24 protein-coding genes are annotated in these 25830 nt (G+C 68.0%); 11 read left to right on the top strand and 13 right to left on the bottom strand.

Annotation, left to right across the window (positions count from 1 at the left end):
- Positions 1–2043: a hydantoinase/oxoprolinase family protein gene (locus NI2_RS09180; RefSeq protein WP_067488449.1), complete on the bottom strand. Its 2043-nt coding sequence runs from the start codon at positions 2041–2043 to the stop codon at positions 1–3.
- Positions 2044–2069: 26 nt separating this feature from the next.
- Positions 2070–2279, bottom strand: a complete 210-nt coding sequence (locus NI2_RS09185) for a hypothetical protein (RefSeq protein ID WP_067488450.1) — start codon at positions 2277–2279, stop codon at positions 2070–2072.
- Positions 2280–2468: 189 nt separating this feature from the next.
- On the opposite strand from NI2_RS09185, the gene NI2_RS09190 reads away from it, so the two are divergent.
- The 8 genes from NI2_RS09190 (at position 2469) to NI2_RS09225 (ending at position 12103) form a co-directional block, all read left to right on the top strand.
- Positions 2469–3449, top strand: a complete 981-nt coding sequence (locus tag NI2_RS09190) for an AraC family transcriptional regulator (protein ID WP_243749940.1) — start codon at positions 2469–2471, stop codon at positions 3447–3449.
- 26 nt (positions 3450–3475) lie between these two features.
- Entirely contained in the window at positions 3476–4564 is a 1089-nt protein-coding gene (locus NI2_RS09195) for a helix-turn-helix transcriptional regulator (protein ID WP_067488454.1), read from the top strand.
- Between the two features lie 131 nt (positions 4565–4695).
- Positions 4696–6762 carry a hydantoinase/oxoprolinase family protein gene (locus NI2_RS09200; protein ID WP_067488456.1) on the top strand — a complete coding sequence of 689 codons (2067 nt, stop codon included), beginning with the start codon at positions 4696–4698 and terminating at the stop codon, positions 6760–6762.
- A gap of 9 nt (positions 6763–6771) precedes the next feature.
- The gene (locus tag NI2_RS09205) at positions 6772–8688 is read left to right on the top strand and encodes a hydantoinase B/oxoprolinase family protein (RefSeq protein ID WP_067488458.1); all 1917 of its coding nucleotides are present in this window, start codon (positions 6772–6774) and stop codon (positions 8686–8688) included.
- Between the two features lie 17 nt (positions 8689–8705).
- Positions 8706–8966, top strand: a complete 261-nt coding sequence (locus NI2_RS09210) for a hypothetical protein (protein ID WP_067488460.1) — start codon at positions 8706–8708, stop codon at positions 8964–8966.
- Positions 8967–9003: 37 nt separating this feature from the next.
- Complete coding sequence (locus NI2_RS09215) at positions 9004–9762, top strand: SDR family NAD(P)-dependent oxidoreductase (RefSeq protein WP_067488462.1); 759 nt, start codon at positions 9004–9006, stop codon at positions 9760–9762.
- A 44-nt stretch (positions 9763–9806) separates the two neighbouring features.
- Positions 9807–11270: an aldehyde dehydrogenase family protein gene (locus tag NI2_RS09220; protein ID WP_067488464.1), complete on the top strand. Its 1464-nt coding sequence runs from the start codon at positions 9807–9809 to the stop codon at positions 11268–11270.
- Positions 11267–12103, top strand: a complete 837-nt coding sequence (locus NI2_RS09225; protein WP_166655782.1) for an SDR family NAD(P)-dependent oxidoreductase — start codon at positions 11267–11269, stop codon at positions 12101–12103. Before NI2_RS09220 ends, NI2_RS09225 begins: the two co-directional genes overlap by 4 nt.
- Positions 12104–12168: 65 nt before the next feature.
- On the opposite strand, the gene NI2_RS09230 is transcribed toward NI2_RS09225, so the two are convergent.
- From NI2_RS09230 to NI2_RS09270, 9 genes are all read right to left on the bottom strand, one after another.
- Positions 12169–13554 (bottom strand): MFS transporter, encoded by a 1386-nt coding sequence (locus NI2_RS09230; protein WP_067488468.1) that lies wholly within the window; start codon positions 13552–13554, stop codon positions 12169–12171.
- A complete protein-coding gene (locus NI2_RS09235; protein WP_067488470.1) occupies positions 13551–13979 on the bottom strand; it encodes a MarR family winged helix-turn-helix transcriptional regulator in 429 nt (142 codons plus the stop codon). Before NI2_RS09235 ends, NI2_RS09230 begins: the two co-directional genes overlap by 4 nt.
- A gap of 117 nt (positions 13980–14096) precedes the next feature.
- Entirely contained in the window at positions 14097–15251 is a 1155-nt protein-coding gene (locus tag NI2_RS09240; RefSeq protein WP_084476251.1) for a lactonase family protein, read from the bottom strand.
- A gap of 122 nt (positions 15252–15373) precedes the next feature.
- A complete protein-coding gene (locus NI2_RS09245; RefSeq protein WP_067488475.1) occupies positions 15374–15796 on the bottom strand; it encodes an ester cyclase in 423 nt (140 codons plus the stop codon).
- Between the two features lie 101 nt (positions 15797–15897).
- Positions 15898–16506 (bottom strand): GTP-binding protein, encoded by a 609-nt coding sequence (locus tag NI2_RS09250; protein ID WP_067488477.1) that lies wholly within the window; start codon positions 16504–16506, stop codon positions 15898–15900.
- Positions 16487–16870 (bottom strand): DUF742 domain-containing protein, encoded by a 384-nt coding sequence (locus NI2_RS09255; protein WP_243749941.1) that lies wholly within the window; start codon positions 16868–16870, stop codon positions 16487–16489. Before NI2_RS09255 ends, NI2_RS09250 begins: the two co-directional genes overlap by 20 nt.
- Complete coding sequence (locus NI2_RS09260) at positions 16867–17298, bottom strand: roadblock/LC7 domain-containing protein (RefSeq protein ID WP_133734078.1); 432 nt, start codon at positions 17296–17298, stop codon at positions 16867–16869. The genes NI2_RS09255 and NI2_RS09260 overlap by 4 nt, the downstream gene beginning before the upstream one ends.
- Before the next feature lie 12 nt (positions 17299–17310).
- Entirely contained in the window at positions 17311–19692 is a 2382-nt protein-coding gene (locus tag NI2_RS09265) for a sensor histidine kinase (RefSeq protein ID WP_067488479.1), read from the bottom strand.
- Positions 19693–19757: 65 nt separating this feature from the next.
- A complete protein-coding gene (locus NI2_RS09270) occupies positions 19758–20888 on the bottom strand; it encodes a lactonase family protein (protein ID WP_067488481.1) in 1131 nt (376 codons plus the stop codon).
- Positions 20889–21190: 302 nt separating this feature from the next.
- Between NI2_RS09270 and NI2_RS09275 the strand changes: the two genes are divergently transcribed.
- Positions 21191–22279, top strand: coding sequence for a lactonase family protein (locus NI2_RS09275; protein ID WP_067488483.1), 1089 nt, complete (start codon positions 21191–21193; stop codon positions 22277–22279).
- A gap of 75 nt (positions 22280–22354) precedes the next feature.
- Here the strand turns inward: NI2_RS09275 and NI2_RS09280 are convergent, their stop codons facing one another.
- Together NI2_RS09280 and NI2_RS09285 are read right to left on the bottom strand one after the other, a co-directional pair.
- The gene (locus NI2_RS09280; RefSeq protein WP_133734080.1) at positions 22355–22726 is read right to left on the bottom strand and encodes a hypothetical protein; all 372 of its coding nucleotides are present in this window, start codon (positions 22724–22726) and stop codon (positions 22355–22357) included.
- Between the two features lie 104 nt (positions 22727–22830).
- Complete coding sequence (locus tag NI2_RS09285) at positions 22831–23565, bottom strand: GntR family transcriptional regulator (RefSeq protein ID WP_243749981.1); 735 nt, start codon at positions 23563–23565, stop codon at positions 22831–22833.
- A gap of 222 nt (positions 23566–23787) precedes the next feature.
- Here NI2_RS09285 and NI2_RS09290 point away from each other — a divergent pair, with 222 nt between their 5' ends.
- On the top strand, positions 23788–24609 hold the full coding sequence (locus NI2_RS09290; protein WP_067488486.1) for an acyl-CoA thioesterase domain-containing protein: 822 nt from the start codon (positions 23788–23790) through the stop codon (positions 24607–24609).
- A 91-nt stretch (positions 24610–24700) separates the two neighbouring features.
- Complete coding sequence (locus NI2_RS09295) at positions 24701–25819, top strand: NDMA-dependent alcohol dehydrogenase (protein ID WP_067488488.1); 1119 nt, start codon at positions 24701–24703, stop codon at positions 25817–25819.
- Positions 25820–25830: the final 11 nt, after the last annotated feature.

Genomic DNA, 25830 nt, shown 5'->3' on the forward strand with positions numbered 1-25830 from the left:
TCACTTCCTCCGGATCACGATTTCGCCGTACATACCGACGGTGGCCTGCTGGCCCGCGCCGATATGAGTGGTTGACAGTTCTTCCTCGACCACGGCGGGTCCGTCGAGCACATCGCCTGCGCGCAGGCTCGTGCGGTCGTAGACGTGGGCCTGCTGGGCGCCGATACCGTCCGAATCGAGGTCACCCAGGTACCGCAGCGTGACGGTGCGGCGAGGGGTGAGTGGACCGTCGCCCACGGAACGGGCCGGGAGCTCGGCGTATTCGACCTTGGGGGTGTCGAGGATCGCGCGCACCCGGAACGTCACGCCTTCGACGGGCATGATCTCGAAGCGGTTGCCCGAACGGGCCTCGTAAGTGTCGTGGAAGGCCGACACCATGGTGGCGACGGCGGCGTCATCGATGGTGCCGCTCGGCACCGGCACGAACGGGGTCTCCCAGCTCTGCCCGGCCAGGTGCGCGTCCATGCTGCGCAGCATCCGCACCGAGCCGCCACCGGTGCGCGCCCGCAGCTGTTCCTCCATCTCGGTGAACAGCTTGTCGATCGCGGGGGCGGTGTCGCCGGTGAGCATGAGGTAGGCGCTGCGGTCGACGGTGAAAACCTGGTCGGTGGAGAGCAATCCGACCGCGGAGAACAGGCCGGGGTTCGGCGGCACGATCACCTGCTTGCACTGCACGGTGTCGAGTACCGCGGGCAGCAGCATCGGGCCCGCGGCGCCGAAGGCGACCAGGCTGTAGTCGCGGGGGTCGACACCGTTCTTGATGGCGACGTTGAACACGCCCTCGGCCATGTTGTTGACCGCCATCTCGTAGGCGTAGCGAACCCGGTGCGCCAGATCCAGCTCGGTGTCGAGGGACTCGAAGGCCCGCCGCGACGCGTCGGCGTCGAGCTGCACTTCGCCGCCCGCGAAGTCGTCCGCATCGAGGATCCCGATCAGCAGGCAGGTGTCGGTCGTTGTCGGCTGGGTGCCGCCACGGCCGTAACAGGCCGGTCCGGGTTGTGCCCGCGCGCTGTCGGGGCCGACCTGGATCTCGCCCGCGGTACCGATCGACACGATGCTGCCTCCGCCCGCGCCGATGCTGGAGATGTCGTTGGCCAGCGCATTGACCACGAGGTCGTGCTCGAGTTCGAAGGTGGTGTTCACGAACGGTTCGCCACCGCTGACCACGCTGATGTCACAGGAGGTGCCGCCCACGTCGGCACACAGCAGGTCGCTCTCCGCGATCAGCGCACCGAAGTGCGCGCACGCGACGGTTCCGGCCGCAGGGCCGGAGAAGACGATGCGGAACGGCTGCTCCATCGCCTGGGCCGAGGGCACCAGTGTCGCCGCGCAGTCCGCGAAGTTGAGCTGACCGGCGAAACCGAGTTCGCTCAGGCCCTTCTCCAGACCCGCGGTGTAGTCGGAGTAGATGATCTTCATCAGCGTGTCGATCACCGTGGTGGAGGCGCGGGCGTATTCCTTGGCCAGTGGCGACACCTCGCTCGAAATCGAGCACGGCACGTCGCCGAGCACCTCACGCACCAGCTCACGCAGCCGCAGTTCGTGCACGGGATCGACGTAGGCGTTGATCAGGCAGATCGCGACGCCCGCGACCTCGCATCGGCGCAGCACCTCGAGTTCGGTCCTGGCCTGGTCCTCGTCGAGGTCGAACAGCACACCGCCGTCAGCGGTGATGCGCTCGTGGATGCCGCGCCGTAGGTAGCGCTGCACCAGTGGCCGCGAGGCATCGCCGAAACTGCGCCGCCAGTGCGGGTCGAGGATGGCTTCGGCCGGGCGCCAGACCCGGCCCATGTCGAGGATGTCGCGGTGGCCCTCAGTGGTCAGGAAGCCGATCTTGGGCAGCTGGCGGGTGATCACGGCGTTGAGCCCGTGCGTGCTGGCGTGGTTGAACACCGCGGCGTCGGCGACGCCGAGGACCTCCGCGCCGCGCAGGACGGGACCCGCGACCTCGGCGTAGTCGGTGGAAATCTTGGCGGTGTGGATCCGCCCGTCGCGCCAGGCGACGACGTCGGTGAACGTGCCGCCCACATCGACTGCGATCATGGGTGTCTCCTGAAATGGTTCGGTGCTCAGACGAGGTCGGCGAGCAGCTGGATGGGGCCGAGGCGGTGCCAGGGTTCCCGCGACACGGAGTGCAGGCAGCGCTGGCACTTGACCACCTGCACCCAGCCCTGCTCGGCGACGACGGGGTACGCGCGCAGTTCGGCGGCGCCACATCGTGGGCAGGTGCCGTCGCGGGGTTCGCGATCCACCTCGAGTGGTGTGGGTGCGTCAGCCATGGCTGGGTCCTCCTACGGCGAAGAATGTGCGGCCGGGATGCCGTGAGGACGACGGTAGGATCGGGAGACCTGGGTCACAATCCGCTCGGCGAAGGTGCACTGTCCATCGAGCGAAGCACCTCTGGAATCGCAGAACGTATATTATATTGATTATGTGATACCCATCACGCCTGAAAGGAGGGTCTGCCGTTGTCGTCAGCACCCGCGGCGTGCGTGAGCGCCTTTCGTACGGAAGACCCGGCCGCCGCACACGATCACGTGGCCGCCGCCTTCGCCCACCACGAACTCGTCCTCGACGAGCGGCACGGGATCGACTTCGCCCTGGAGACGGTCCGCTCGCAGAGCCTGACCGTCGGCCGGATGGCCTACGGCACCGATGCCCGCATCGACGGACCCCCGATGCAGACGTGCTATCACCTGAATCTGTCCGTGGCCGGCCAGAGCACCGTGGCGCAACACGGCACCCGCCGATCGTTCGGCGCGGGTGAGGCCGGCGTGGCGTTCGTGCACGACGCCCCGGTGTCCATTCGCTGGAGCGCCGACGCCGAGCACTATCACATCAATCTGCGCCGCGTGCCGTTCGAACGCCACGCGGCTCGGCTGCTCGGTCGCCGGGACACCGAGCCGGTCCTGTTCGACCTCACCTTCCCCATCGACACCCCCGCCGGCCGCGCCCTGCTGGCCTCGACCCGGTTCGTCTACGACGAATTGGCCCGCGAAGGCGGGGTGTCGACGATGCCGTTGGCCTGCCGGGAACTCGAGTCGACGCTGATGACCCAGATTCTGCTCACCGCACCGAGTCAGCTCACCCCGGTCCTCACCGGTTCCGCGCCGAGCATCGGACACACGCGGGTACGCGAGGCCGTGGCCTACATCCACGCGCACCCCGACGCCGACATCTCGACTGCCGAGCTCGCCGCCCGCGCCGGGGTCACCGCCCGGGCACTGCAATTGGCATTCCGCGACGCGGTCGGCATGTCGCCGAGCGCCTACGTCCGTTCGGTGCGGCTGGACCGGGTGCGCGACGAATTGTCCTCCGGCCGAGCCGCTTCGGTGAGCGACGCGGCGATGCGGTGGGGCTTCTTCCATCTGGGCCGCTTCGCCCAGCAGTACCGCGAACGGTTCGGTGAACTGCCGTCGGAAACCGCGGGCCGGGCCGGCCTCGATTGAATGCGGGCGGAGGACAGGAGCCGAACATGGCATCGAATCAGTGCAGTGTCGCCGAACTGAACGCCACCATCGCCGAGATCGCCGAGCACGCCGATGCCGTGCTCGATCGGGATCCGATAGAGCACCAGCTCGACCCCGGTGGAGAGAGCCTCGGCGCACTCTGGGACCTGGTCACCACCCGCGTATTGCGCGACACCGAGGCCGCGGGCTCCTCGCCCACCCGGCTGGCCGAACTGATCGGTCTGCTCGACCGGATCAGGGCGGCGGAATCGATGCAGGCGCGGCTTCGGCTCGCGAACCGGACCCAGCGGCTGAGCAAGGTGCACGCCGCGCTGTCGGAACTGAGCGCGGTGACCAGCGTGGATTCGCTGCTCACCCTGATCCCGGAGGCGACCTGCGGGCTGGGGTTCGACCGTGCGTTGGTCTCCACGGTGGACGGCGCGTGGCGGTTGCACACGATGCATGTCGTCCGCGATCCGCAGTGGGCGGCCGACATCGTCGCGGTCGGACGGGAGAACCCGCCGATTCTCGACCACGGGCTGGTCGAGAACGACACGGTCGTCGATGCACGCGCTGTACTCGTGCACCAGGTGCAAGACAATCCGCGAGTCAACCGGCCGCTGGCGGCGATCACCAAGTCCTCCTCGTACGGGATCGCGCCGTTGCTGGTCGACGGTGAGGTGGTCGGCCTCGTGCACGGGGACTGCTATCACCAGCGGCGCGTGCTCGACGACGTCGACCAACTGTTGCTGTCCACCTTCGCTCAGGGGGTGAGCCAACAGCTGGCGCGCGTGTCGATGCTGGAGGGCATGGCGGCGATCCGCGCCCAGCTCGAAGGGCTGGGGAGGTGGTCCACGCCGGGCCGCACTGTCACCCGATCGATCGCGAGGAGCCGTGACGACGACGAGGTTCTCACCCGTCGGGAGGTCCAGATCGTCCGGTTGCTCGCCGAGGGTGACTCCAATGCGCGCATCGCCCGCAAACTCACTATTTCCGAGGGCACGGTCAAGACCCACATCACCCGTGTGCTGCGCAAGCTCGGCGCCGCCAATCGGGCGGAAGCGGTGTCGATCTGGTTGCGGAACTCGGACCCGTCCGGGCCGCTGCGCGCCTGATGCGTCTCGAACCGGCCGAAGGTCGTACGAAACTCCTACCCGCGCCAGATGTCGGCGTGCCCGCCGGGCGGAAAAGTGACGTGTGACATAGAGCGGCAGCACAGCCGCCGCACACGGCACGGAGGCGCGGTATGACACAGAGCGAACGGAAAGCCGACTGGATCGTCGGCATCGACGTCGGTGGCACGTTCACCGACATCATCGGGCTCGACCAATCCACCGGTGAGGTCCGCGACGGCAAGGTGCTGTCCACCACCGAACAGGAAGTCGGCGTCCTCGCGGCGCTGGCGGCGATCGAGGTCGCCGTGCCCGAGGTCGCCGAGATCGTGCACGGGCACACCGTCGGCATCAACGCGCTGCTGAGCCGCACGGGCGCACCCACCGGCCTGATCGCCACCGGTGGCCACCGCGATCTGCTCGACATCGGGCGCATGCACCGCGAATTCGGTGACCGTTTCTACGATCCGACCTGGTTGCGCCCGCACCAGGAACGCCCGATCGTGCGTCGCGAATCCCGTTTCGGTGTCCCCGGTCGTCTGCGCTACGACGGCACCGAACTGCTCGCGCTCGACGAGGACGCCGTACGCCGCGCCGCGCGCGAACTCGGTGAGCAGGGCGCCCGCTCGGTGGCGGTGTGCCTGATGAACTCCTACATCAACACCGCCCACGAGCAGCGCACCGCCCAGATCGTCGCCGAGGAACTGCCCGACGCCTACATCCAGACCTCGGCGCTGTATCCGGTGACGCGCGAACACGAACGCACCACCACCGTGGCGCTCGACGCCTACGTGGGCCCCGCCGTCGTCGGCTACCTCGAGCGTTTGATGGCCCGGCTGTCCGAGCAGAACTACCGGGGCACCTTGTGGATCATGATGATGAACGGCGGCGTCGCGACCTTCGCAGACGCGGGCCGCGCACCGGTGTTCCAGCTCGTCTCCGGCCCGGTCGGCGGGGTGAGCGGCAGCGTCAAACTCGCCAACGAGAGCGGCGCGCCGAACCTGCTCACCATCGATGTGGGCGGCACCAGCACCGACGTGGCCGCGATCCGCAACGGCAAGACCCCGCTCACCGACACCTGGACCCTCGAGACCGGCTTGACCCTGACCATGCCGCTGGTCGATGTCGAGAGCATCGGTTCCGGTGCGGGCAGCCTGATCCGGCCCAGCGCCCTCGGCACCGTCGCCGTCGGCCCGGCCTCGGCGGGATCGAATCCCGGTCCGGTCTGCTACCAGCGCGGCGGCGTGGAACCCACGCTCACCGACGCGTGTACCGCGCTCGGGATCCTGCAACCGGACCTGTTCGCCAACGGCGCGATCCAGCTCGATGTCGACGGCGCCGTCGAGGCCCTGCGCACGACCGGCAAGCAGTGGAACATGTCGGCGCTCGAACTCGCTTCGGCCGCTTACGAAATCGCCTGCCAGGACATCGCGGCGAAGGTGCGGAGCATCTCGGTGTACCGCGGCCTCAACGTCCGCGAATTCGCCCTGCAACCGTCCGGGTCGGCGGGTCCGATGCTCGCCGACCGGGTCGGTCAGATCCTCGGGCTGGACAAGGTGATCGTGCCCCGCAGCCCCGGCCAGTTCTCCGCGCTCGGTCTGCTGCGCAGCGATCTGATGGTGACGCGCGCGCAATCCATCATGACGCCCCTGGCACCCGACCGTGCCGAGGCGGTGGAGGACGCGTTCACGGCTTTGCAGGACAGCATCCGGGCTGATCTACAGGACCAGGGCATCGACGTCTCGCGTCTGCGTTTCGAGCGCGCCGTGTTCGCGATGTACCGCGGCCAGACCTGGGACAACCGGCTGCCCATCGAGACAGTCGCGATCACCGCCGAGCGGGTCGGGGAGCTGATCCCCCGGTTCCACGAGTTCTACCAGGACTCCTACGGTTTCGCGGCCCCGGAGATCCCCGTGGTCGTCTCGACTGTGGAGGTGACCGCGGTGATTCCACGCGAACTCGGCGCCGCCGACCACACCCCCGAGCAGGGCGAGTCCTTCTTGCGCACCACCCGGCTGACCGTGCCGGGAACCACCGACCCCGTCGAGGTACCGATCCACGTCCGCGAACGTCTCGCGCCGCACCAGCCGGTGCCCGGCCCCGCCCTGATCGCCGAGAAATTCGCGACCACCCTGGTGCTGCCCGGCCGGGCTGCCCACGTGGACGACGACCTCAATCTCATCATCGAGCCGCAGGCCTGAGGAGCAACCATGACCACCATCGAAACCCCCGGCCCCGCCGTCGACGTCGAGCTCGACATCCTGCGCTACGGCCTCGTCGAAGTCGCCCGCGAAATGCTGGATTCGCTGATGCGCAGCGCCTTCTCACCGGTCTGCCGTGACATCCTCGACTGCACCAGCGCCATCCACATGCGCACCGACGACGGCTGGGAGACGGTCGCGCTGTGGGAGGGCTGCATGCAGCACGCCTTCACCGCACCGCACATCGCGAACTTCGTGATGGACGACTGGGACATCGACACGATGCAGCCCGGTGACGTCATCTTCGTCAACGACCCGTGGCGCGGCACCATCCACCAGTCGGATGTGAACCTGCTGCGTCCGGTGTTCGTCAACGGTCGCGTGGAGTTCCTGCTGCACTCGACCTCACACCTGGTCGACCTCGGCGGCGCGATCCCCGGCGGCTTCTCCAACGGCACCCAGACCCACTTCGAGGAGCAGCTCAAACTGCCGCCGACACTGTTGTACGCCAACGACGTTCCGGTGCGCCCGACCTTCAACTTCATCCTCGAGAACAACCGCGTGCCCCAGCTGGTGCTGGGCGATCTGCGCGCGCTGCACGGCTGCCTGGTCGTCGGCGAACGACAGCTGCAGGAGCTCGTCGCCCGCAGCGGTCTGGACAAGATCCGGGCGGCGGGGCGCTATGCCATCGAGTCCACCGAGGCGAGCATGCGCCGCGGTATCGCGAGCATCCCCGACGGTGACTACACGGCCGAGGACTTCCTCGACGAGGACGGTGTCAGTGGCGAGCCGATCCCGGTACACGTCACCGTGAAGGTCCGCGGGGATTCGATGGAGATCGACTTCTCCGGTTCCGGTCGTCAGCCGCTGGGCAACTGCGGTACCGCTTGGTGCGAGGCCACCCGCTGCATCGAGGCGGTCAAGCTGATGGTCGACCCGTCGACTCCGGTCAACAGCGGCACCTTGCGACCGGTCGAAACAATCCTGCCGCCCGGCAGCGTGGTGCAGGTGCTGCCGCCGTCGAGCTGCTCCAACCACGCCGATATCGGTGCGCGCGGCATCAATGTGGTGACCCAGGCGCTGAGCCAGGCCACCGACGAGGCCTTCGCCTGTGACACCGGCACCGCGGTGGTCGTCAGTCTCGGCGGCATCGACACCCGCGCCGGGCACGAGGGCACACCGTGGGGTGCGTTCGCACTCGCCGGCGGCGGTTGGGGCGGTACCTGGAAAGAAGACGGCGTCTCGTTCTGCGTGATCCCGATCGGCAACTGCCGCACTTCCGTTCAGGAGCACCTCGAGATCGAGAGCCCGCTGGTCGTCGTCCAGCACGAGATGGTCGTCGACACCGCCGGTGCGGGCCGGTACCGCGGCGGCGCCGGTTCGGTGTATTCGATCTACGCCGAATCCGACACGATGGTCACCGTCACCGCCGACCGGATCCGCGTCGGCGCCCCCGGGTCCAACGGCGGCGGCGCGGGCGCCCCCGCATTCGGCTGGTACATCGAGAATTTCGATCTGGCCCGGCACGGCGATCCGCTCGATCTGCGCGGGATCGAGCCACTGTTCGGCATGTTCGGCGCCGACGGCAGACCCGACCCCAACCACGGCAAGTTCGGCCGGGGCGCGCGCTATCAGACGGGCAAGTTCTCCGGTCTGATCCTGAAAGCCGGTGACGCCCTGCGTTTCGTCATCGGTGGCGGTGGCGGCTGGGGTGACCCGCTCGAACGCGAAGCAGACAGGGTCGCGTCCGACGTGCGGGCAGGACTCGTGAGCCCCGAATTCGCCACTGCCGGTTACGGAGTCGTGCTCGCCGACGGCGAAGTCGACGAAGCCGCCACCACCGCACAGCGTGCGCGCCTGGCGACCGAGCGTGCCGAGGGGCGCTGGCAGGTGCCGGTCGCCACTCCCCTCACCTGGACCCTCTGAAGACAAGGACCACTGACATGTCAGTCGATCGACTCTTGTTCCCCCGCCCCGAGACCGACCGCGTGTATGTCGAGCGCGTGCCCGTCGACGGCGCGTGCCCGGCCTGCGGCGCGGCCGAGCTGGCCCGCTACCCCGTCGCCAATTTCCTCGGCCCACGCATGGTCGTGAAGTGCCAGCGCTGCTTCCACCACGTGTCGGTGACCCGTCCCGAACCCGAGGACCACTGGCCCGCGTGGCGCTCGCCCGCCCACGACTGGCCCGCCTCCCGCGTCGGATAAGCCCTCCCCCACCATCTTTCGCTCCGAAAGGACTCCCATGTCGCTCGACGGGAAAGTCGTTCTCATCACCGGCGCCGCAGGCGGAATCGGTACGGCCACCGCGCTGCTCGCGGCCGAGGAAGGCGCGCGGCTCGCGCTGACCGATGTGTCGAAGGATCGCCTCGAAGCCACCGCCGAGCAGGTGCGCGCCGCGGGCGGCGAGGTCCTGGCCCTGCCCGCCGACCTCACCGATGGTGCCGAGGTGAACGCGCTGATCGACGCGGTCATCGCCGAATACGGCCGCCTCGACGGCGCGTTCAACAACGCCGGGGTCAGCGGCGGACAGATCGGCCAGGGCGGCCGCCGCGTCGGCGAGTGGGACGAGGACGCCTTCGATCAAGCGATCGCGGTGAACCTCAAGGGCGTATGGCTCTGCCTACGTGCGGAATTGGCGCAGATGGAAGCCCAGGGCGGCGGCGCGATCGTGAACACCGCGTCGCTGGCGGGGCTGTCGGGCTTCAAGACCACCGCCGGGTATTCGGCCGCCAAGCACGGCGTCATCGGGCTCACCAAGACCGCCGCCCTCGAGTACGCGCCGACCATCCGGATCAACGCGGTGTGTCCCGGCTACACCGACACCGACCTGATGAAGGACGCCAAGCGCCGCAGCGGCGACACCATCATGGCGCGCATCCCCGCGGCCCGGCTCGCCCAGCCCCGGGAGATCGCGGAGATGGCGTGCTGGCTGCTGTCCGACCGCGCCGCCTACGCCACCGGCGGCGAATTCGTCGTCGACGGCGGCTATATGGCGGGCTGACTGTCCCCTTCTCGAATTGATCTCTACCCGAAAAGGATTCACGCATGACAACCATGATCGGCGCGGCCGCCAGTTACATCGATGGTCGCTGGAGCGGTGGTGACGGCGAGCCTGTCGCCACGATCAACCCCGCGACCGGGCTCCAGGTGGCGCTCACCCCCGCCACCGGCCCCGCCCAGGTGACCGAGGTCGTCTCGGCTGCTCGACGCGCCTTCGACGGGGGCGAGTGGAGCCGTCTCGGTCCGGCCGAGCGTGGCGCCCTGCTGCACCGCCTTGCCGACCTGCTCCAGGAGAACCGGGAATCACTGGTCCAGATCGCCGCCACCGAGATCGGCACCCCGATCGGCAGCGGACCGACCCTGCATGTCGACCTGCCCGCGAAGTTCTTCCGCTGGTTCGCCGACGCCGCCATCCGTGGACCCCGCGACGGCTACGAACAGCCCATGCCACTCGATCACGACCCGATCACCACCAGCAGTCTGCTGCTGCGCCAGCCCGCGGGTGTGGTCGCCGCGATCGTCGCCTACAACGTGCCGATCATGATGAGCGCCTACAAACTCGGCGCCGCGCTGGCCGCCGGTTGTTCCACGGTGCTGGTCACCTCACCGAAGTCTGTGCTGCTCACCACTGCGTTCGTCAGGTTGGTCGAGGAAGCCGGATTCCCCGCGGGCGCGGTCAATCTGGTGTTCGGACCACCGGCCGTCACCGAGCAGGTCGTCACCGCCGCCGAGGTGGACATGGTCACCTTCACCGGCTCCCCCGCCGTCGGCAGCAGGATCCTCACCCTGGCCGCCCCGACGCTGAAAAAGGTGGTTCTCGAACTCGGCGGCAAGTCACCCAACATCGTGTTGCCGGGCACCGACCTGGATCGCGCGGTCCCCGCCTCGGCGCTGCGGTTCACCCGCAACAGCGGCCAGGCCTGCGGAGCGACCACCCGAACCCTGGTGCCGCAGGCCGACTTCGACGAATACGTCGAGCGGTCCGGCGCTTTCCTGCGCACCCTCACCGTCGGCGACCCGCTCGCACCCGACACCGTCCTCGGCCCACTCATCACCGGTGAACACCGCGCCAATGTGGAAGGGTTCCTCGCCCGAGCGCGTGACACGGGCGCCGACATCCCCGTCGGTGGTGGCCGACCGGCAGGCCTCGACGACGGGTTCTTCCTCGAAGCGACCCTGGTCACCGGTGTCCCCAACGAAGCCGAGATCGCCCAGGAGGAACTGTTCGCTCCCGTCGGTGTGGTCATGCCCTACACCGACCTCGACGACGCGGTCCGCATGGCCAACGACGTCAAATACGCCCTCAACGCCAATGTCTGGGGGCCCACCCCGCAGGCCATCGAGTTCGCCCGGCGGCTGCGTTCGGGCACCGTCACGATCAACGGGGGCGGTGGTATGCGTCCCGACGCCCCATGGGGCGGACCCGGTCACAGCGGCATCGGCAGGGAGGGCGGCGAAGAGGGCTTCCGCGAATTCTTCGAAGTCAAGCACCTGCAGTGGCCGCTGTGAACCTGTTGGACGGCAAGGTCGCCGTCATCACCGGCGCGGCGAGCGGGATGGGCCTGGCCACCGCCGAAACCTTCGTCGAACACGGGGCGAAGGTGGTACTCGCCGACATCCAGGAGGAACGCGGATCGGCAGCCGCCGCCCGCCTGGGTGACTCGGCACTGTTCGTGCGCACGGATGTCACCGTCGCGGCGCAGGTCGAGTCCGCCATCGGCGCCGCAGTGGACACCTTCGGACGACTCGACGTCATGTTCAGCAATGCCGGTGCCGCCGTGGATCTTTCGCCGATCGATGACCTCAGCCCGGAGGGACTCGACCGCACGCTGGCGCTGAACCTGCATGCCCATGTCGCGGCACACAAATACGCGACCAGGCAGTTCCGCGCGCAGGGCGTTCCAGGCTCGATCATCACCACCGGCAGTGTCGCCGCGTTGCAGGCCGGATGGAACGGCGGCGCGTACTCGATGGCGAAGGCCGCGGTGCTGGCCTTGGTCCGGCAAACGGCCACGGAGAACCGGGGCACCGGTATCCGCTCCAACGCCATCCTCCCCGGCGCGGTCCTCACCTCGATCATCACCGACATGTTCGGGGTGAGCCGCGAGCGCGAAGAGGAGTTCCTCACCGGGATCGGTGACCGCATCGGCGGCGAGACGCTGATCGGGCGCGCGGGCCGCGCCCGCGATATCGCCGGCGCGGCGCTGTTCCTCGCCAGCGATCTGTCGGCCTGGATCACCGGCGTCGCACTGCCGGTCGACGGCGGCGCGACCGCGGTCACCAAGGACGCCACGGTCTCGATCGTCACCGAGTTCGCCACGGATTTCAACGCAGGTCCGTGAGGGGAACTCATCCCCGCGATCAGCCGCGGTTGCCAGGTGGCAGCCGCGGCTGATCACGTTGTCGGTCAAGATTGTCGTTCACGGCGCGTCATCAGGTGGGCGACCAGCAGAACCGTGAGCACCGCGGTGCAGCCGACGGCGCCGACGGCCAAGGCGATGCCGATCCCGGTGCCGCTCGGGTAACCGTCGGGGGCGAGATGGGCGGCGAGGACCGCGCCGGACATCGCACTACCGAACGAACCGCCGACAGTGCGCAGAACCTGGTTGAAGCTCACTGCGCTGCCGAGCTCACGGTCGGCCACACTGCGTGCGATCAGTGCGGGCATCGCCGCGTAGGTGGTGCCGATGCCCGCACCGAAGCCGAACATGCCGAGCAGAATCTCCCAGAGTTCGTCGTGGGCCAGCCACAGCAGCATGCTCGACGCGGTGACCAGGGCCGCACCGGGAATCAGCAAGGCGCGCATCGGGATACGGGCCGAGACCATCCGGACGACGCGATTGGCCGCGAAACTGCCGACCGACAGCGGCAACATGACGAAGCCTGCCCAGAACAATGGCATCGCGATGCCGTAGCCGGTGGTGGCGGGTGCCTGCGCGATCAGACTGGCGATCGACAGACAGGCGTACATCGCGGCGCCGAGACCGATCGCGGTGCCGTTGGCGACGAGCGCGTCGCCGGCGCGCAGCACCCGCAGGTCGACCAGTGCGTGCTCGGTGCGCAGTTCCACCAACGCCCACCCGGTCAGGATCGCCAGTGACACGACGAGTAGGCCGAGCGTCCACGGCGAACCCCAACCCCACCGCGAACCCTCACCGGCGACGAGCAGCAGCGCCGCGAGACCGGCGCCGAGCAGCAGGGCACCGCGCAGGTCGAACGGCGTGCGCGGGGCCCGCTCGTCCGGGCCGTCGGGAACCACCTTCCACACCACGAGCACCGTGGAGAGCAGGAACAGGGCTGCCGCCCAGAATGCGAACCGGTAACTGAATACGTCGGCGAAGATGCCGGTGAGCGGGTAACCGAGCCCGAGGCCGGTGGTGACTGTCACCGACAGCGTCGAGATGCCGTTGCGCACGTCGTCGGCGGGCAGGTAGCGGCGGGCGAGGGCAATGGTCACAGGCACGATCCCGTAGCTGAGCCCCTGCAACGCACGCCCGAGCAGGAAGACCGCGAAATCGGTGGCCACGGCCGCGACGACGGACCCGATCAGGATGATGATCAGCGACCACAGCAACAACCGCTTCTTGTGCGGGCCGTCGCTGAGCCTGCCCATGACCGGGGTCGTCACCGCACCGACCAGCAGGTTGACGGTGAGCATCCACTGCGCCGCGCTCACGTCGACGCTCATCTCACGCGAGATCGCGGGCACGAGCAGCATGCCGAGCGAACTGACGATGGCCGAGGTCAGGGCCGTGTAGACGAGGGCGGGGGTCAATCGGCGCGCGGCGATCATTCGACCGGTCCCGCGGCAGCCAGTTTCCGTAACGCGGGCAGCGCCTCGTCGAGGGCCGCACGTTCCTCGTCGGAGAGTCGTTCGGCGAGAGCGCGCGCCAGCCAGTCCAGCCCGACGGCCCGCTCCTCGACGAGCCGGGCGTGCCCCGCATCGGTGAGTTCGACCCAGACGCGACGGCGGTCTTCGCTGTCGGGGGTGCGCAGCACCAGCCCGAGTGCTTCGAGTTCGCGCACGGCTGTGGCGATGGCCTGGTGGCTGACGGTCTGGACTGTCGCAAGAGTGGCCGCGGTGGCACGGCCGTGGGTGGACAGATACGCGAGCACGCCGAGCTTGCCGCCGGAGATCGTCCGACCGGTGAACAGCCGCCGGGCGATCGGGTGCAGGACTTCACCCAGCTCGCGGGCAGTGGAGGGTGCGGAAGCCATTAGCCAACCATACAACTGAATTGCGCAACTTAGTTGCATAGCTGTCGTGATGCTGCACATACCGTCGACACGCGAAAGGCCCCTCCGGTCGCAACCGGAGGGGCCTTGGTAGGTGGATCAGCGTCCTGGAACCAGCGACATCGTGCGGCCGTTGGCGAAGTAGGTACCGGTGTAGACCCCGACCGATTCGTCGAGATCGAGGACGCCGTCGGCGCCGATCGTGAACCTCCGCAGAATTTCCTCGCCGCCGCGCGCCGGGTCGGTGCCGAGGGCCCACAGCACCTCACCGCTCGGTGACATCACCGTCGATTCGGCGAACGTGCCCGGCTTCTCCGGTGCGAACGCGACGTCGGGCAGCGGTGTCAGCACGCCGTTCGGCGCCACCGCGAAGGAACTGATGTGCCCCGAGCCCATGTTCGGAACGTAAAGGAAGCTGCCGTCGGGAGTGAAGCTCGGGACGTGCGGCAAGAAGCCGGTCGGCCACGGCGACCCCTCGATCTCGGTGAGCGTCCCGTCGGCGGCGCGCCTGAAGCCGGTGACCGAACCCATGACCTCGTCGATGACGTACACGTGTCTGCCGTCGGGGGTGATCCGCGGATAGATCGGGTTCACGCCCGTCGACGCCCGCTGCTTGGCCTGGGACACCGAACCGTCTGCATTGACGTCGAACACCAGCAGCTGCTGGGGCAGGAGGCTGGCCACGTACAACTGCTTGCCGTCCGGCGAGATGGTGCCCGAAGCGACGCCGTCGAGCGACTGCCCGAACGGAACCGGCGAACCGTTGAGGGTCGGCGTCCCGTCCGCACCGATACGCACCGGCACGACCTGCGCGTTCTGCAGACCGACGACGACGAAGGCATCGCGGTTGTTCGGCGAGATGATGATGTCGACCGGGACATCGGGCATCGCCAGCGGCGTCCCGGCGGTGAGTTCGCCGTCGGGCCCGATGGCGTGGGGGATCAGCTGGGGGTTCGAACCGGGGGCGACGAACAGGAACCGGCCGTCCGGCGTCGGCGTCTGCGGCCAGTTCAGCGCGCCGGGCATGGGCTTGCCTGCGACCGGGGTCGGCTGGCCGGTGTCGGAGGCGTTGAAACCGGCGATGCCGTTGCTCAGGAAACCGTGTGCGTAGATGTGGTAGCCGCTCGAGTCGGCCGCGGCGGGCGTGGCTGTCGCGGTGAAGCCGGGCAGAACGGTCGCCGCGAGAGCGAGCACCCAGCCCGCTCGCGCGCGCCGTGTCCCCGAACCACCTGTCGACGTTGAATCAGAGGTCATAGCTGGGAGGTTATGACGCGAACCACACTCGAATCGTCCAGGAAATTGCACACTTCCCACCGACACGGACAGCGAAAGACCCCTCCGGCCGGAGCCGAAGGGGTCGCGCGTCGGGACGGTGCTCAGCCCTGGGCGGGCATCAGACCGAGTTGGGTCAGGAAGCTGACGTTGTCCCAGTAGACGCGGTGCTCGCCGACCTTGCCGTCACGCAGAGTGAAGGTGTCGATGAGCGGGAACGTCACCGTGCGGCCGGACGGCGGCACCTCACCCTCGGCGGTCGCCAGCGGTCCGGTCTGCACACCGGTGAAAACGATCTCGGCGATCGCGGTGTCACCGTCGACCCAGGTGTTGCGGCGCTCGATCTTCATCCCGGGGAACGCGGTGATGAAGGCGCCGATCATGCCGCGCAGCGCCTCGATGCCGGTGAGCGGGCCGGACGGGAACTGCGCCGACACATCCTCGGTGAACGGGCTCGCGGCCAGTTCGAGATCGCCGCCTTCCAGTCCGGCGTAGTGCACGTTGACGAGGTCGAGCAGATCGCTCATTGGTTGGACCTTTCGGTGAGGTTCGCACCCGGAGTTCCGGATACCGGAAAATATATTGTGCTTTGTCGATCAGCACCAGAGTAGTTGTGCGCCTTCACAATTCATATCGAGCGCGGTCGCACTGCGGCAGTGTTCGCCATGATGTACTCGAACAGGCAGACCAGCACCTCCTTGCACGAGGCGCGGTCGCGCGCATCGCACAGCATGATCGGCACATGGGTCGGCACGCCGAGGGCGGCGCCGATCTCCTCGGGGGCGTAGCGGTCCGCGCCGTCGAAGCAGTTCACCGCGACCACGAACGGGATCCGCCTGGACTCGAAATAGTCGACCGCGGCGAAACTGTCGGCCAGACGCCGGGTGTCGACCAGCACCACCGCGCCGAGTGCGCCACGCGACAGCTCCGGCCACAGAAACCAGAACCGATCCTGCCCAGGGGTACCGAACAGATACAGGATCACCCGCGGATTGATGGTGATCCGGCCGAAATCCAGTGCGACGGTGGTGGTTCGCTTGGCTTCGATCCCGCGCAGGTCGTCCACGGAACTACTCAGTTCGGTGAGTTGCTCCTCGGTGCGCAACGGGGTGATCTCGCTGATCGCACCGACCATCGTGGTTTTCCCGACGCCGAATCCCCCGGCCACCAGGATCTTCACCGCCAGTTCGGTGGACATGACCGCCGGACCGCGTCCGTCAGAGGTTACGTATGCCATCCAGTACCGCCTGCAATAGTTCGGGGTCGGGGCCCGTTTCGGCCCTCGGTGGGGATCGGAAGATCACATAGCCGGCCGTGATGAGGTCGCTGACGAGCACCTTCACGGTGACCAGGAGCAGTTTCAGATGGGCGGCGATTTCGACGATGGACATCGGCTGATGGCGGCACAGCTGGAAGATCTGGGCGTACTCACGGTCGAGCTTGTTGACATCGGAGTCGTAGCCGACCGAGATCACCAGGGTCAGGATGTCCAGGTCCGGTAGGTCCCGGCCCGCTCGGCCGCGGGTCAGCGCGAACGGCCGAACCAGGGGCCCCGGGTCGTCGTCCTCGTAGCCCCACATCTCGTCCGGCCCCTCACTCACGGCACTCGCGTCGGCATCGAGGTTCGCGGCGCCGCCGACAGATGCTCACGCACCTGGCCGACGATCACGTTCATCTCGTAGGCGATCAAACCGAGATCCGCGTCGGCGTCGGTGAGCAGTGCCAGGCACGCGCCGTGCCCGGCCTCGGTGACCAACAGATAGCCGTGCTCCAGTTCGACGACGGTTTGATGCAGCGGCCCCTTGGCGAACCGTGTGCCGACCCCACGAGCCAGGCTGTGCAGGGCCGACGACATGGCGGCCAGATGCTCGAGATCCTCGCGCTCGAAACCGTCGGACCCGGCAAGTGCCAGTCCGTCCGCGGACAGCACCACCGCGTGTTCGGCGCCGGATGTCATCGTGACCAGGTTGGTGAGCAACCAGTCGAGCGTGCCTGCGGGAGCCTGACGAACCATCATGTCCTCGTTCATGTTCTGACCGTTCTACGGATGGGAGTTGGGTGGTCGCACGCGAGCCCGTCGCGTGCCGTTCTGCAGCGAGCTCATCGCCGTGCGCACCGTCTCCGGCGCTCGGACGCGCGCTGCCCCTGCGGGCGGCGGGTTGTACGGATCCTCTTCTCCCACATCGGTACTGAGCTGCGGCGACAGGTGCGTGAGCCGTTCACGTCTGGGCAGGGCGGGTCTGCGATCCGCCTCGGCGACCGAGGCTCCGTTGAGCCTGGCCGGCGGTTCGTTGCTCGCCGCGTGGTACCCGTTGCGTCGCACCGGCTCGGCCCGGCGGATCTGCTCCGGCAGGGCAGGTGCCGGAACCGGATCGGGGCGAGGCGCACCGGGCAGCGCGGTGGCGCCTGGAACACGGTGCACGGCGTCGCGGGTGTGCACCGGTTCGACCGCCGCAGTCGGGTTGTCGTCCCCGGCCTCGAGCACAGCCCACGGCACCAGCACGGTCGCTCGCACACCACCGTACGGCGATTCCTGCAGGGTCACCGAGATGCCGTGGCGCGCCGAGAGTCTGCTCACCACGAACAGCCCGAGATGGCGATGCCCCGCCAGCGCCATCTCGTGGAACTGTGGCGGCTCGGTCAGCATCGCGTTGAGCCGTTCCCGTTCCTCGAAGGAGATCCCGAGGCCCTGGTCGTCGACCTCGACCACCACTCCCCTGCCGACCGAGTTTCCATGCACCGCGACCGGCGCGTCAGGTGGGGAGAACGCGGTCGCGTTGTCGATCAGCTCGGCCAGCAAGTGGATGAGGTCGGCGACGGCGGCGCCGAGCACGCTGACGGCGGGTAGCCGGATCGCGCTCACCCGCGCGTACCCCTCGGTCTCGGATACCGCGCTGCGCACGATCTCCTCGAGCGCCACCGGGTTGCGCCAGCGTCGTCCCGGCGCGCGCCCGCCGAGGATCAGCAGGTTCTCGGAGTTGCGGCGCGCGCGAGTCGCCAGGTGGTCGAGCTGGAACAGCAGCTCGAGGTCTTCCGGGTCGTCCTGGCGGGCCTCGGCGACGTCGAGCACGTCGAGCTGCCTGCGTACCAGGGCCTGACTGCGGAACGCGATGTCGAGGAACACCTTGTTGAAGCCGTTGCGGGTACTGGCCTCGCCCACAGCGGTCTCGAGCGCGGTGCGCTGGGCAACAGCGAAAGCCTCTGCCACCTGGCCGATTTCGTCACGCCCCCGGTCGACCGGGGCGGTTTCGGCCTGCGCGTCGACCTGTTCGCCGTTGTGGATACGGCGGATGAGATCGGGCAGCCGGTCGTTGGCGAGCTCGAGGCTGGCCGAGCGCAGAGCGCGCAGGCGGCGCAACAATCGATTGGCCAGGACCAGCGAACCCGACACGGCGAGGATGGTGACGACGAGCATGATGACCGAGACGAAGAGCAGTTGGTCGATCATGCGGTCGGCTGCCGCGCTCGTCGCGTCGACCGTCACCCGGAACTGATCCCGGATCACCGCGATCAGGCGGGTGTCGATCGCGCGTTCGGCGGCCAACCATTGCTGGACCGGCATCGTCAGCTCGCCGCGCTCGGCCATCTCGTCCTCGCCGGTGGTACCCACCCGCCAGTCGGCACCGCCGGTCAGGGAACGAACGCTGGTGCGCACCGCAGGCGACAGGCGGGTGTCGACGAGCTCGAATTGTTTGCGGTAGACGCCGATATGTTGCGCGAGCACTCGCCGCTCGTACGCTGACAGACCCTCGGCCGACGCGGTTCCCGCCGCCACGAGACTCACCACGCGCGAATGGCTTTCGGCCGCGCGCAGCAGCTCGATCGCGGTCATCTCGGCGTCCATCGTCGTGGTGTCGGAAGACTTCAACCGTGCGGAGTCCTGGCCCGCGCCGAGCATGGCGGCGATGAGGTCGCTGAAATACTGGTCGACGTCGCCGGTGGTCGCCCGCCTGCTGTCGACCGATTCCCGGATCACCTGCATCCGGCCGATGAGATCCGACAGCGCCTGGATGGACTCGGCACCGGTGTCCTGATCCATATCCTGTGCCGCCGAGGCGATCCGGCCGGTCTCGGCGATCGCGCGGTCGGTGTCGTCGCGGCTGGTGCGCAGTTCCGCGTCCGCGCCCGGTGCGTGTTCCTGCGCGGTGACGCTGGCGAGCCGTTCGGCCTGGATCGATGTCACGAACCGCAGCAGCGGGTCGATCACTGTGCCCCGGTAGTCGGACCATTCCTTGACCGACTGCGCCCGGAGCCCGACCAGCGTCACCGCGACCGCGCCCGTCGCCAACAACACCAGGCTGGGGATCAGGGCGATCGCGAGCACACGGGTCCGCACGCTCGTGCCGAAACGGGCTCGCAGCGGGTGGTGCGAACTGCTGGAACGGGCGTCCTCGACGCTCGACTCTGCTTCGGCCGGCGGCACAGTGGCTCTCCTCGGGATCGACAGGCGCTGACGGTGCGGTGGGCCGGGCGGCCCACCGCGGTGCGTCATCGCGCGGGGGTCAGGTGGGCCGACGGGCCGTCGTGGAAGATCACGCCGGTGTCGACAGCGGGCAGCCCCGACGGCGCGATGCTGCCGTCGGCGGCGACGTTGTAGGTATGCACCCGCGCGGTGCCGTTGACGGTGAGCGAATCGATGACCCAGAGCTCGTCTTCGTCGGGGCTGAGCACAACACGTCCGGGCACTGTGCCCTCGGGGGTGGGGTAGGGCGCACCGGGCAGAGACGAGAGCGCACCGTCGGCGCCGATACGGAAACCCTCGACCTGTCCGCTGCGTGATGCGGGCACGTACATGTGCTTGCCGTCCGAGGTGATCGCCGAACCGTGCGGGGTGTCACCGGTGGGGTACGGCGAGCCCGGAGCCTCCGACAGGCTGCCGTCAGGGGCGATCACATAGCCGGACAGGGTGGCGCTGCCCTCGTTGCTGACGTAGAGATAGCGGCCGTTCGGGGTGATGGCGGGCAAGGCGGGCAGCTCACCCGTCGCCATGGTCGGGCCGGCCTGAGTGAGCGAGGCGTCGGCGTTGATGGCGTAGCTGGTGACGGTCCCGCCGGTGAAGGTGGTCACGATCAGGTGGCGTCCATCGGGGGTGACCTGTGGCAGGCTCAATCCGCTCATCCCGGGTACCAGAGTGGCCGGGGCGCCGGTCGGCACGAGCACGCCCGAGGCGGTGATGTCGAAGGAACGTACCTCGGTGCTGAGTGTGCCGACGGTCGCGAACAACCGGGATCCGTCCGGCGTGATCGTCACGCCGATCACGGGGGCGCCGAAATCGATGCGGCTGCCTGCGATCTGGTGCATCGACCCGTCGGCGCCGAGGTCGAAGCCGATGATCGAGCCGGAGACCACGTGCCCGGCGTATGCCCGGCGGCCGTCCGGGGCGATCTCGAGGGTAATCGAGCCGGTGTCGCCGGCGAAGGGGGAACCGGGCACCGGGGTGAGCGCGCCGTTGTCGTCGACACGCATGACGCCGATGCTCGCGGAACCGCTGCCGGTCACCAGCAGATAGCGTGGCGCGTCGGCGGGGGCCGAGTGCGCGAGGGCCGGGGACAACGACAGTGCGAGCGCGGCGGCCACGGCTGCGGCGACACGTCGCGGTGCGAATGCGTTCCTGAGCATCAGGATGCGGTACCTCCGTGTATCGGGCAAGCCACGTCGCCTGCCCCGAATTATGCACAATATAGTGTGCAATCTCACTCGCGTTGTTGATTTGAAATATGGCAAACAGACAGACCTCCGACTGTTACGGCACACAACGGAGGTTGCCAGATCATATACAAAGTGTGATCGTTCCGCGTTGTCGCGCGATTTTGCCTTCTGCCGATCGCGGACTCCGAATCTCATCGAGGAGATCACCGATGACTTCCCTTTCCCTCCCCTCCCGATCCGGCCCCGTGAGTCGTATACTCCGTTGCGCCGCAATGGCTTTCATCGCCATGCTGCTCGCCGTCGTCGGCTGGAGTGCTGCGCCCGGCCCGGCCGCGGCCGCCACTTCCCGCTTCCTGATGGTCGCGGGCACCGCGTCGATGGGCATCAGCGTCCTGCGCGTGGCGGACGACGGGACATTGACACATGTCCCGAACAGCCCCTTCCCCACCGGTTTCGGCGTCCTCTCGCTGGTACTCGCCCCGGACGGCCGCACCGTCTACGTCCCCCACGCCGGCGACTTCGGCGTCTCCGGATACCGCTTGGACGACAACGGGACACTGCATCCGGTACCAGGCGCAGACATCACCGTCGGCGGGCCACCCACCGCGGCGACACTCAGCCCGGACGGCAAACAGTTGTTCGTCGTGGTCGGCGGGGCGCCGGGCCACGTCGAGTCGTTCGCGGTGACGCCCTCGGGCGCGCTCGTTCCCACCGGAGCGCCGACGGTTCCGGTCGACGGGTTCAGCGCGGTCGGTATGGCGGCCGTCGACCCGAGCGGACGGTTCCTGCGGGTGGTCACCTACCTCGGCAACACCATGTCCAATTACGCGATCTCGCCGGACGGCACGATGACCCCGCTCGGCGCCATCGAGGTGAAACTCGGTCCCGTCGCCCCCGGCTTCAGCCGGGACGGGCGATACCTCTACGTGAGCAACGAATTCGGTTTCGATCTGTCCGGTTTCCTGATCGGTGACGACGGGAATCTGACACCGACGCCCGGCTCGCCCTACCCGACCCACGGCGTTCCGCACGGCGCGGTGGTGACCGCCGACAACACCCGCCTGTACGTCCCCAACGCCATGGGCCAGTCGATCGCCGGCTTCGACCTGCACCCGGACGGACGACTGACCGAACTTCCCGGTTCACCGTACGCGGCGCCCGCGGCCACCCTGCCGGGTCAAGTGGCCCTGCATCCCGACGGCAAGACGCTGTATCTCATCGATGTGCTCACCGCGCAGGTGACGACGCGGGTGCACACCTACACGATCCGTGACGACGGCAGCCTCGCACCGTCCGGACGGCCTTCGGTCGACACCGGTGTGGTCATGTCCGACGGGCCCGTGGTCGCCATCACCCCCTAGACGAACGAAAGGGCCGGTGTCATGACCATTTCGGTCCCGACACCGGCCCTCAGCGCGAAGCTCCCGGCTTCCGGATCAGGGCTGGACGCCCATTTCCGGGCCGATGTACTCACGGACCCGCGCGGCCTTGCCGTCGCGGACCTCGACGTTCTGCAGCAGGTGCAGCTTCATCTCCTGACCGCCGATCGATACCTCGGTGGTGCACTCGTGAAAGAACCCGTGCTCGGTGTAGGTGACCCCGAGGGAGACGAAGGTCGGAACGGCACCGCCCGCGGAACGCTCGTACACGGCCGCGACCGCGTCGGCCACGGTGACCCATTTGTCGTCGGCGCTGTGCCACACGAGGCAATCGTCATGGCTGATCTCCTTGAAGAGATCGATGTTCGTGAGGGCCTTGACCCAGTTGTCCGCGAGATCTTTGGTGGCCTGATCGGGGGTGGTGCTCATCGTTGAACGGTGCCTTCCTGTCCGGTTCTCTGCAGTGAGGTCCTGCTCCCCCATGCTGCGTGCGAACCGGCGCACCGAGTGTCCAACTTTCTGGACACTGCGACCTAGGCTGTGGACTTCTCCGGGGTGGACCACATGCCCTGCTTCTCCAGCATGGCGATGAGTTCGTCGGCGCCGGACATGATGTGATCGCGCATCAGGCTGCTCGCCGTCTTCGCGCGGCGCTTGCGCAGCGCCTCGAGAATGGCGGGATGGAAATCGAGAGACTCATTGGCATGGCCCTCGATATTGCCGTAGAACCGGTTGGGCAACTGCTTGACGATCGAGCGCAACAACAGCGCGAGCCTGCGGGAATCCGCGGCCAAGTTCACGGTGCGATGGAATTCGTGGCCGAGCGCGACGATGCGGTCGAGATCGGCTCCGTCGGCTACCGCCTGTTCGTGCTCGGCGACCACATCGGCGAGGTGGGCGAGCTGGCGCGGTGAGATGGATTTCGCCGCGCGCGAAGCCAGTTCACCCGCGAGTGTGGCCTGTGCCCAGAACAGGTCGCGTACGTCCTGCCTGCTGAACGCCGACACCATGAACCCGCGCCGCGGGACCAGTTCGACGAACCCCTCGCCACTGAGCAGCAAAAGGCCCTCACGCACGGGCGTGTTGCTCACGCCGACCGCTTCCGCGATCGGTTCCGCGCGCAAGAACTCACCGGAGCGAACCCGGCCCGAGATGATCAGTTCCCGCACATAGCTCGCGACGTCTTCGGACAACTGCTGACGCTGCGAATTCACGCGGCGGGGTAGCTCCCGGTGCGAGGAATCGGCGTCCAGAGGGTCTTTATCGATCGGCACTTACGCATTATGCGGCCCCGAAGCACAATCGCGCAGCACCACCCCGTGGAAAACGGCGTCGGTCACCGCAGGGTCGAAGCCCATGTGCCGTGTGCGGTGACCGACGCCTTGCCCGAGGTCCCGGGGGATCAGAAGGACCTCGGGAGGGCTAGTGTTCAGAATCCGACATTATCATATATTTAATATAATGGTCTACCTGATCCGAAGGGCACACCGATGACCGGAGCATTCTTCCGCACACAGCACAGCGGCCATGGGGTCGAGCTGGTCCCCCAGGCCGAGGCTGCGAGCGGGTGGGGGCAGGAGCACATGCGTGGACTAGCGGTGAGTTCTGCACTGGCTCGCGCGGCCGAGCAGGAGATCGACACCATCGGGCGTGCCGACCTGGTGCCGGTACGGTGGACCCTCGACCTCTTCCGGCCCGCCCGGTTACGCCCGTGCACAGCCTCGGCAGCCGTCGTCCGGCAAGGCAAGCGACTGTGCTTGATCGACACCGTGCTCGAGCAGGACGGCCGGCCCGTCGCCCGGGCCTCGGCGCTGTGGCTGGCGCCCAGTCAGAGCCCGCCGGGTGCGGTCTGGTCCGGAGGTACGCAACCGGAGCCGCCACCACCTGGAACCGCGCTCGTCGAAGCCCAGCACCGGCTCTACTTCACCGAGAACACCGGGTGGGGCGACGCGGACCGATCCACCAACGAGGCTCGCAATACGATTTGGCACGAGCAGATTCCCGTGGTCGAGGGCGAGCCGACCACACCGTTCCAACTGGCCGCAGGCGTTGCCGACGTGGTGAATGTAGCGGTCAACCTCGGCGGCAACGGACTCGAATTCATCAATGCCGACGTCTCGTTGGCCCTGGGCCGCCTGCCCGTTGGCCCGGCCGTCGGTTTCGCCACTACTCAGCGAATCGAAGAGGCGGGAATCTCGGTCGGCACCGCCGTCGCCTTCGACCGAGGGGGCGTCTTCGGCACCGCGACTTTGTGCGCGCTGGCCGACCCGCACCGCGCTGTCGACGTGCGGAGTTTCCGGCCGATCGCGTGACGCAGGTCGCACAATATATTATGCTGAATCAACGACCGTGAAGGAGTGCATTGATGACCAGCTGGGCGAACACCGACGACAAGGCCACCTCGTGCTGACCCGGGGCGCGGTGCTTCGGCAGACTCCTGGCGCCTACGAGATCGTCGAACTCGACATCGAGGACCCCCGTCCCGGTGAGATCCGGGTCAAGATGGCCGCGGCGGGCTTGTGCCATTCCGACGACCATTTCGCTGTCGGTACGCAGACGCCGGGCATTCTGCCCCTCGCGGGCGGGCACGAGGGCGCCGGTGTCGTCGAGGCCGTCGGACCGGGCACCAAGGGCTTCGCCGAAGGCGACCATGTCGTCTTCTCCTTCCTTCCGGTGTGCGGCCGCTGCCGGTGGTGCGCACACGGCCACCAGAACCTGTGTGACCTCGGCGCGTTCCTGGCCACGGGCGCGCGTTTCGACGACCCCACGTCGTATCGGCTCTCGCTCGACGGCGCACCCGTCGGTCAGCTCGCCGGGCTCGGCACCTTCTGCGAATACACCACCGTCTCCGCTGTCTCGGCGATCAAGATCGATCCGTCGATCCCGCTCGATATCGCCTGCCTCACCGGCTGCGGTGTCGGCACCGGTTGGGGTGCGGCGGTGAACTCGGCCGCGGTGAAACCCGGACACGTCGTGATCGTCATGGGCATCGGCGGTATCGGCATCAACGCCGTGCAGGGCGCCGCGCACGCCGGCGCCGCCGCGGTGATCGCCGTCGACCCCGTGCCGTTCAAACGTGACTCCGCGCTGAAGCTGGGCGCCACCCATGCCGTCGCCGACATCGAGGAGGCCGCCGAACTCGCCCGCTCGATGACCAACGGCCAGGGTGCCGACTCCGCGATCGTGACGGTCGGTATCACCACCGGTCGCCATGTGGGGAGGGCACTGAGCGCGGTGCGCAAGGCAGGCACCTGTGTCGCCGTCGGGCTCGGCGACGCCACCGTCGGCGCGGGCGACATCAACCTGCACGAGCTCACGCTGTACCAGAAGCGCCTGCAAGGCTCGCTGTTCGGCGCGAGCTCGCCCACCGCCGACATCCCGGCACAGCTGGCGATGTATCAGCAGGGCTCGCTGAAACTCGAAGAACTCGTCACCACCCGCTACTCCCTCGACGACATCACGCAGGGCTTCGCCGACATGAACGCCGGGCGGAACCTGCGGGGCGTCGTCGTCTACGACTGATCCCGGCAAGT

The sequence above is a fragment of the Nocardia ignorata NBRC 108230 genome (assembly GCF_001612905.1).
In the GTDB taxonomy this organism is placed as follows: Bacteria; Actinomycetota; Actinomycetes; order Mycobacteriales; family Mycobacteriaceae; genus Nocardia; species Nocardia ignorata.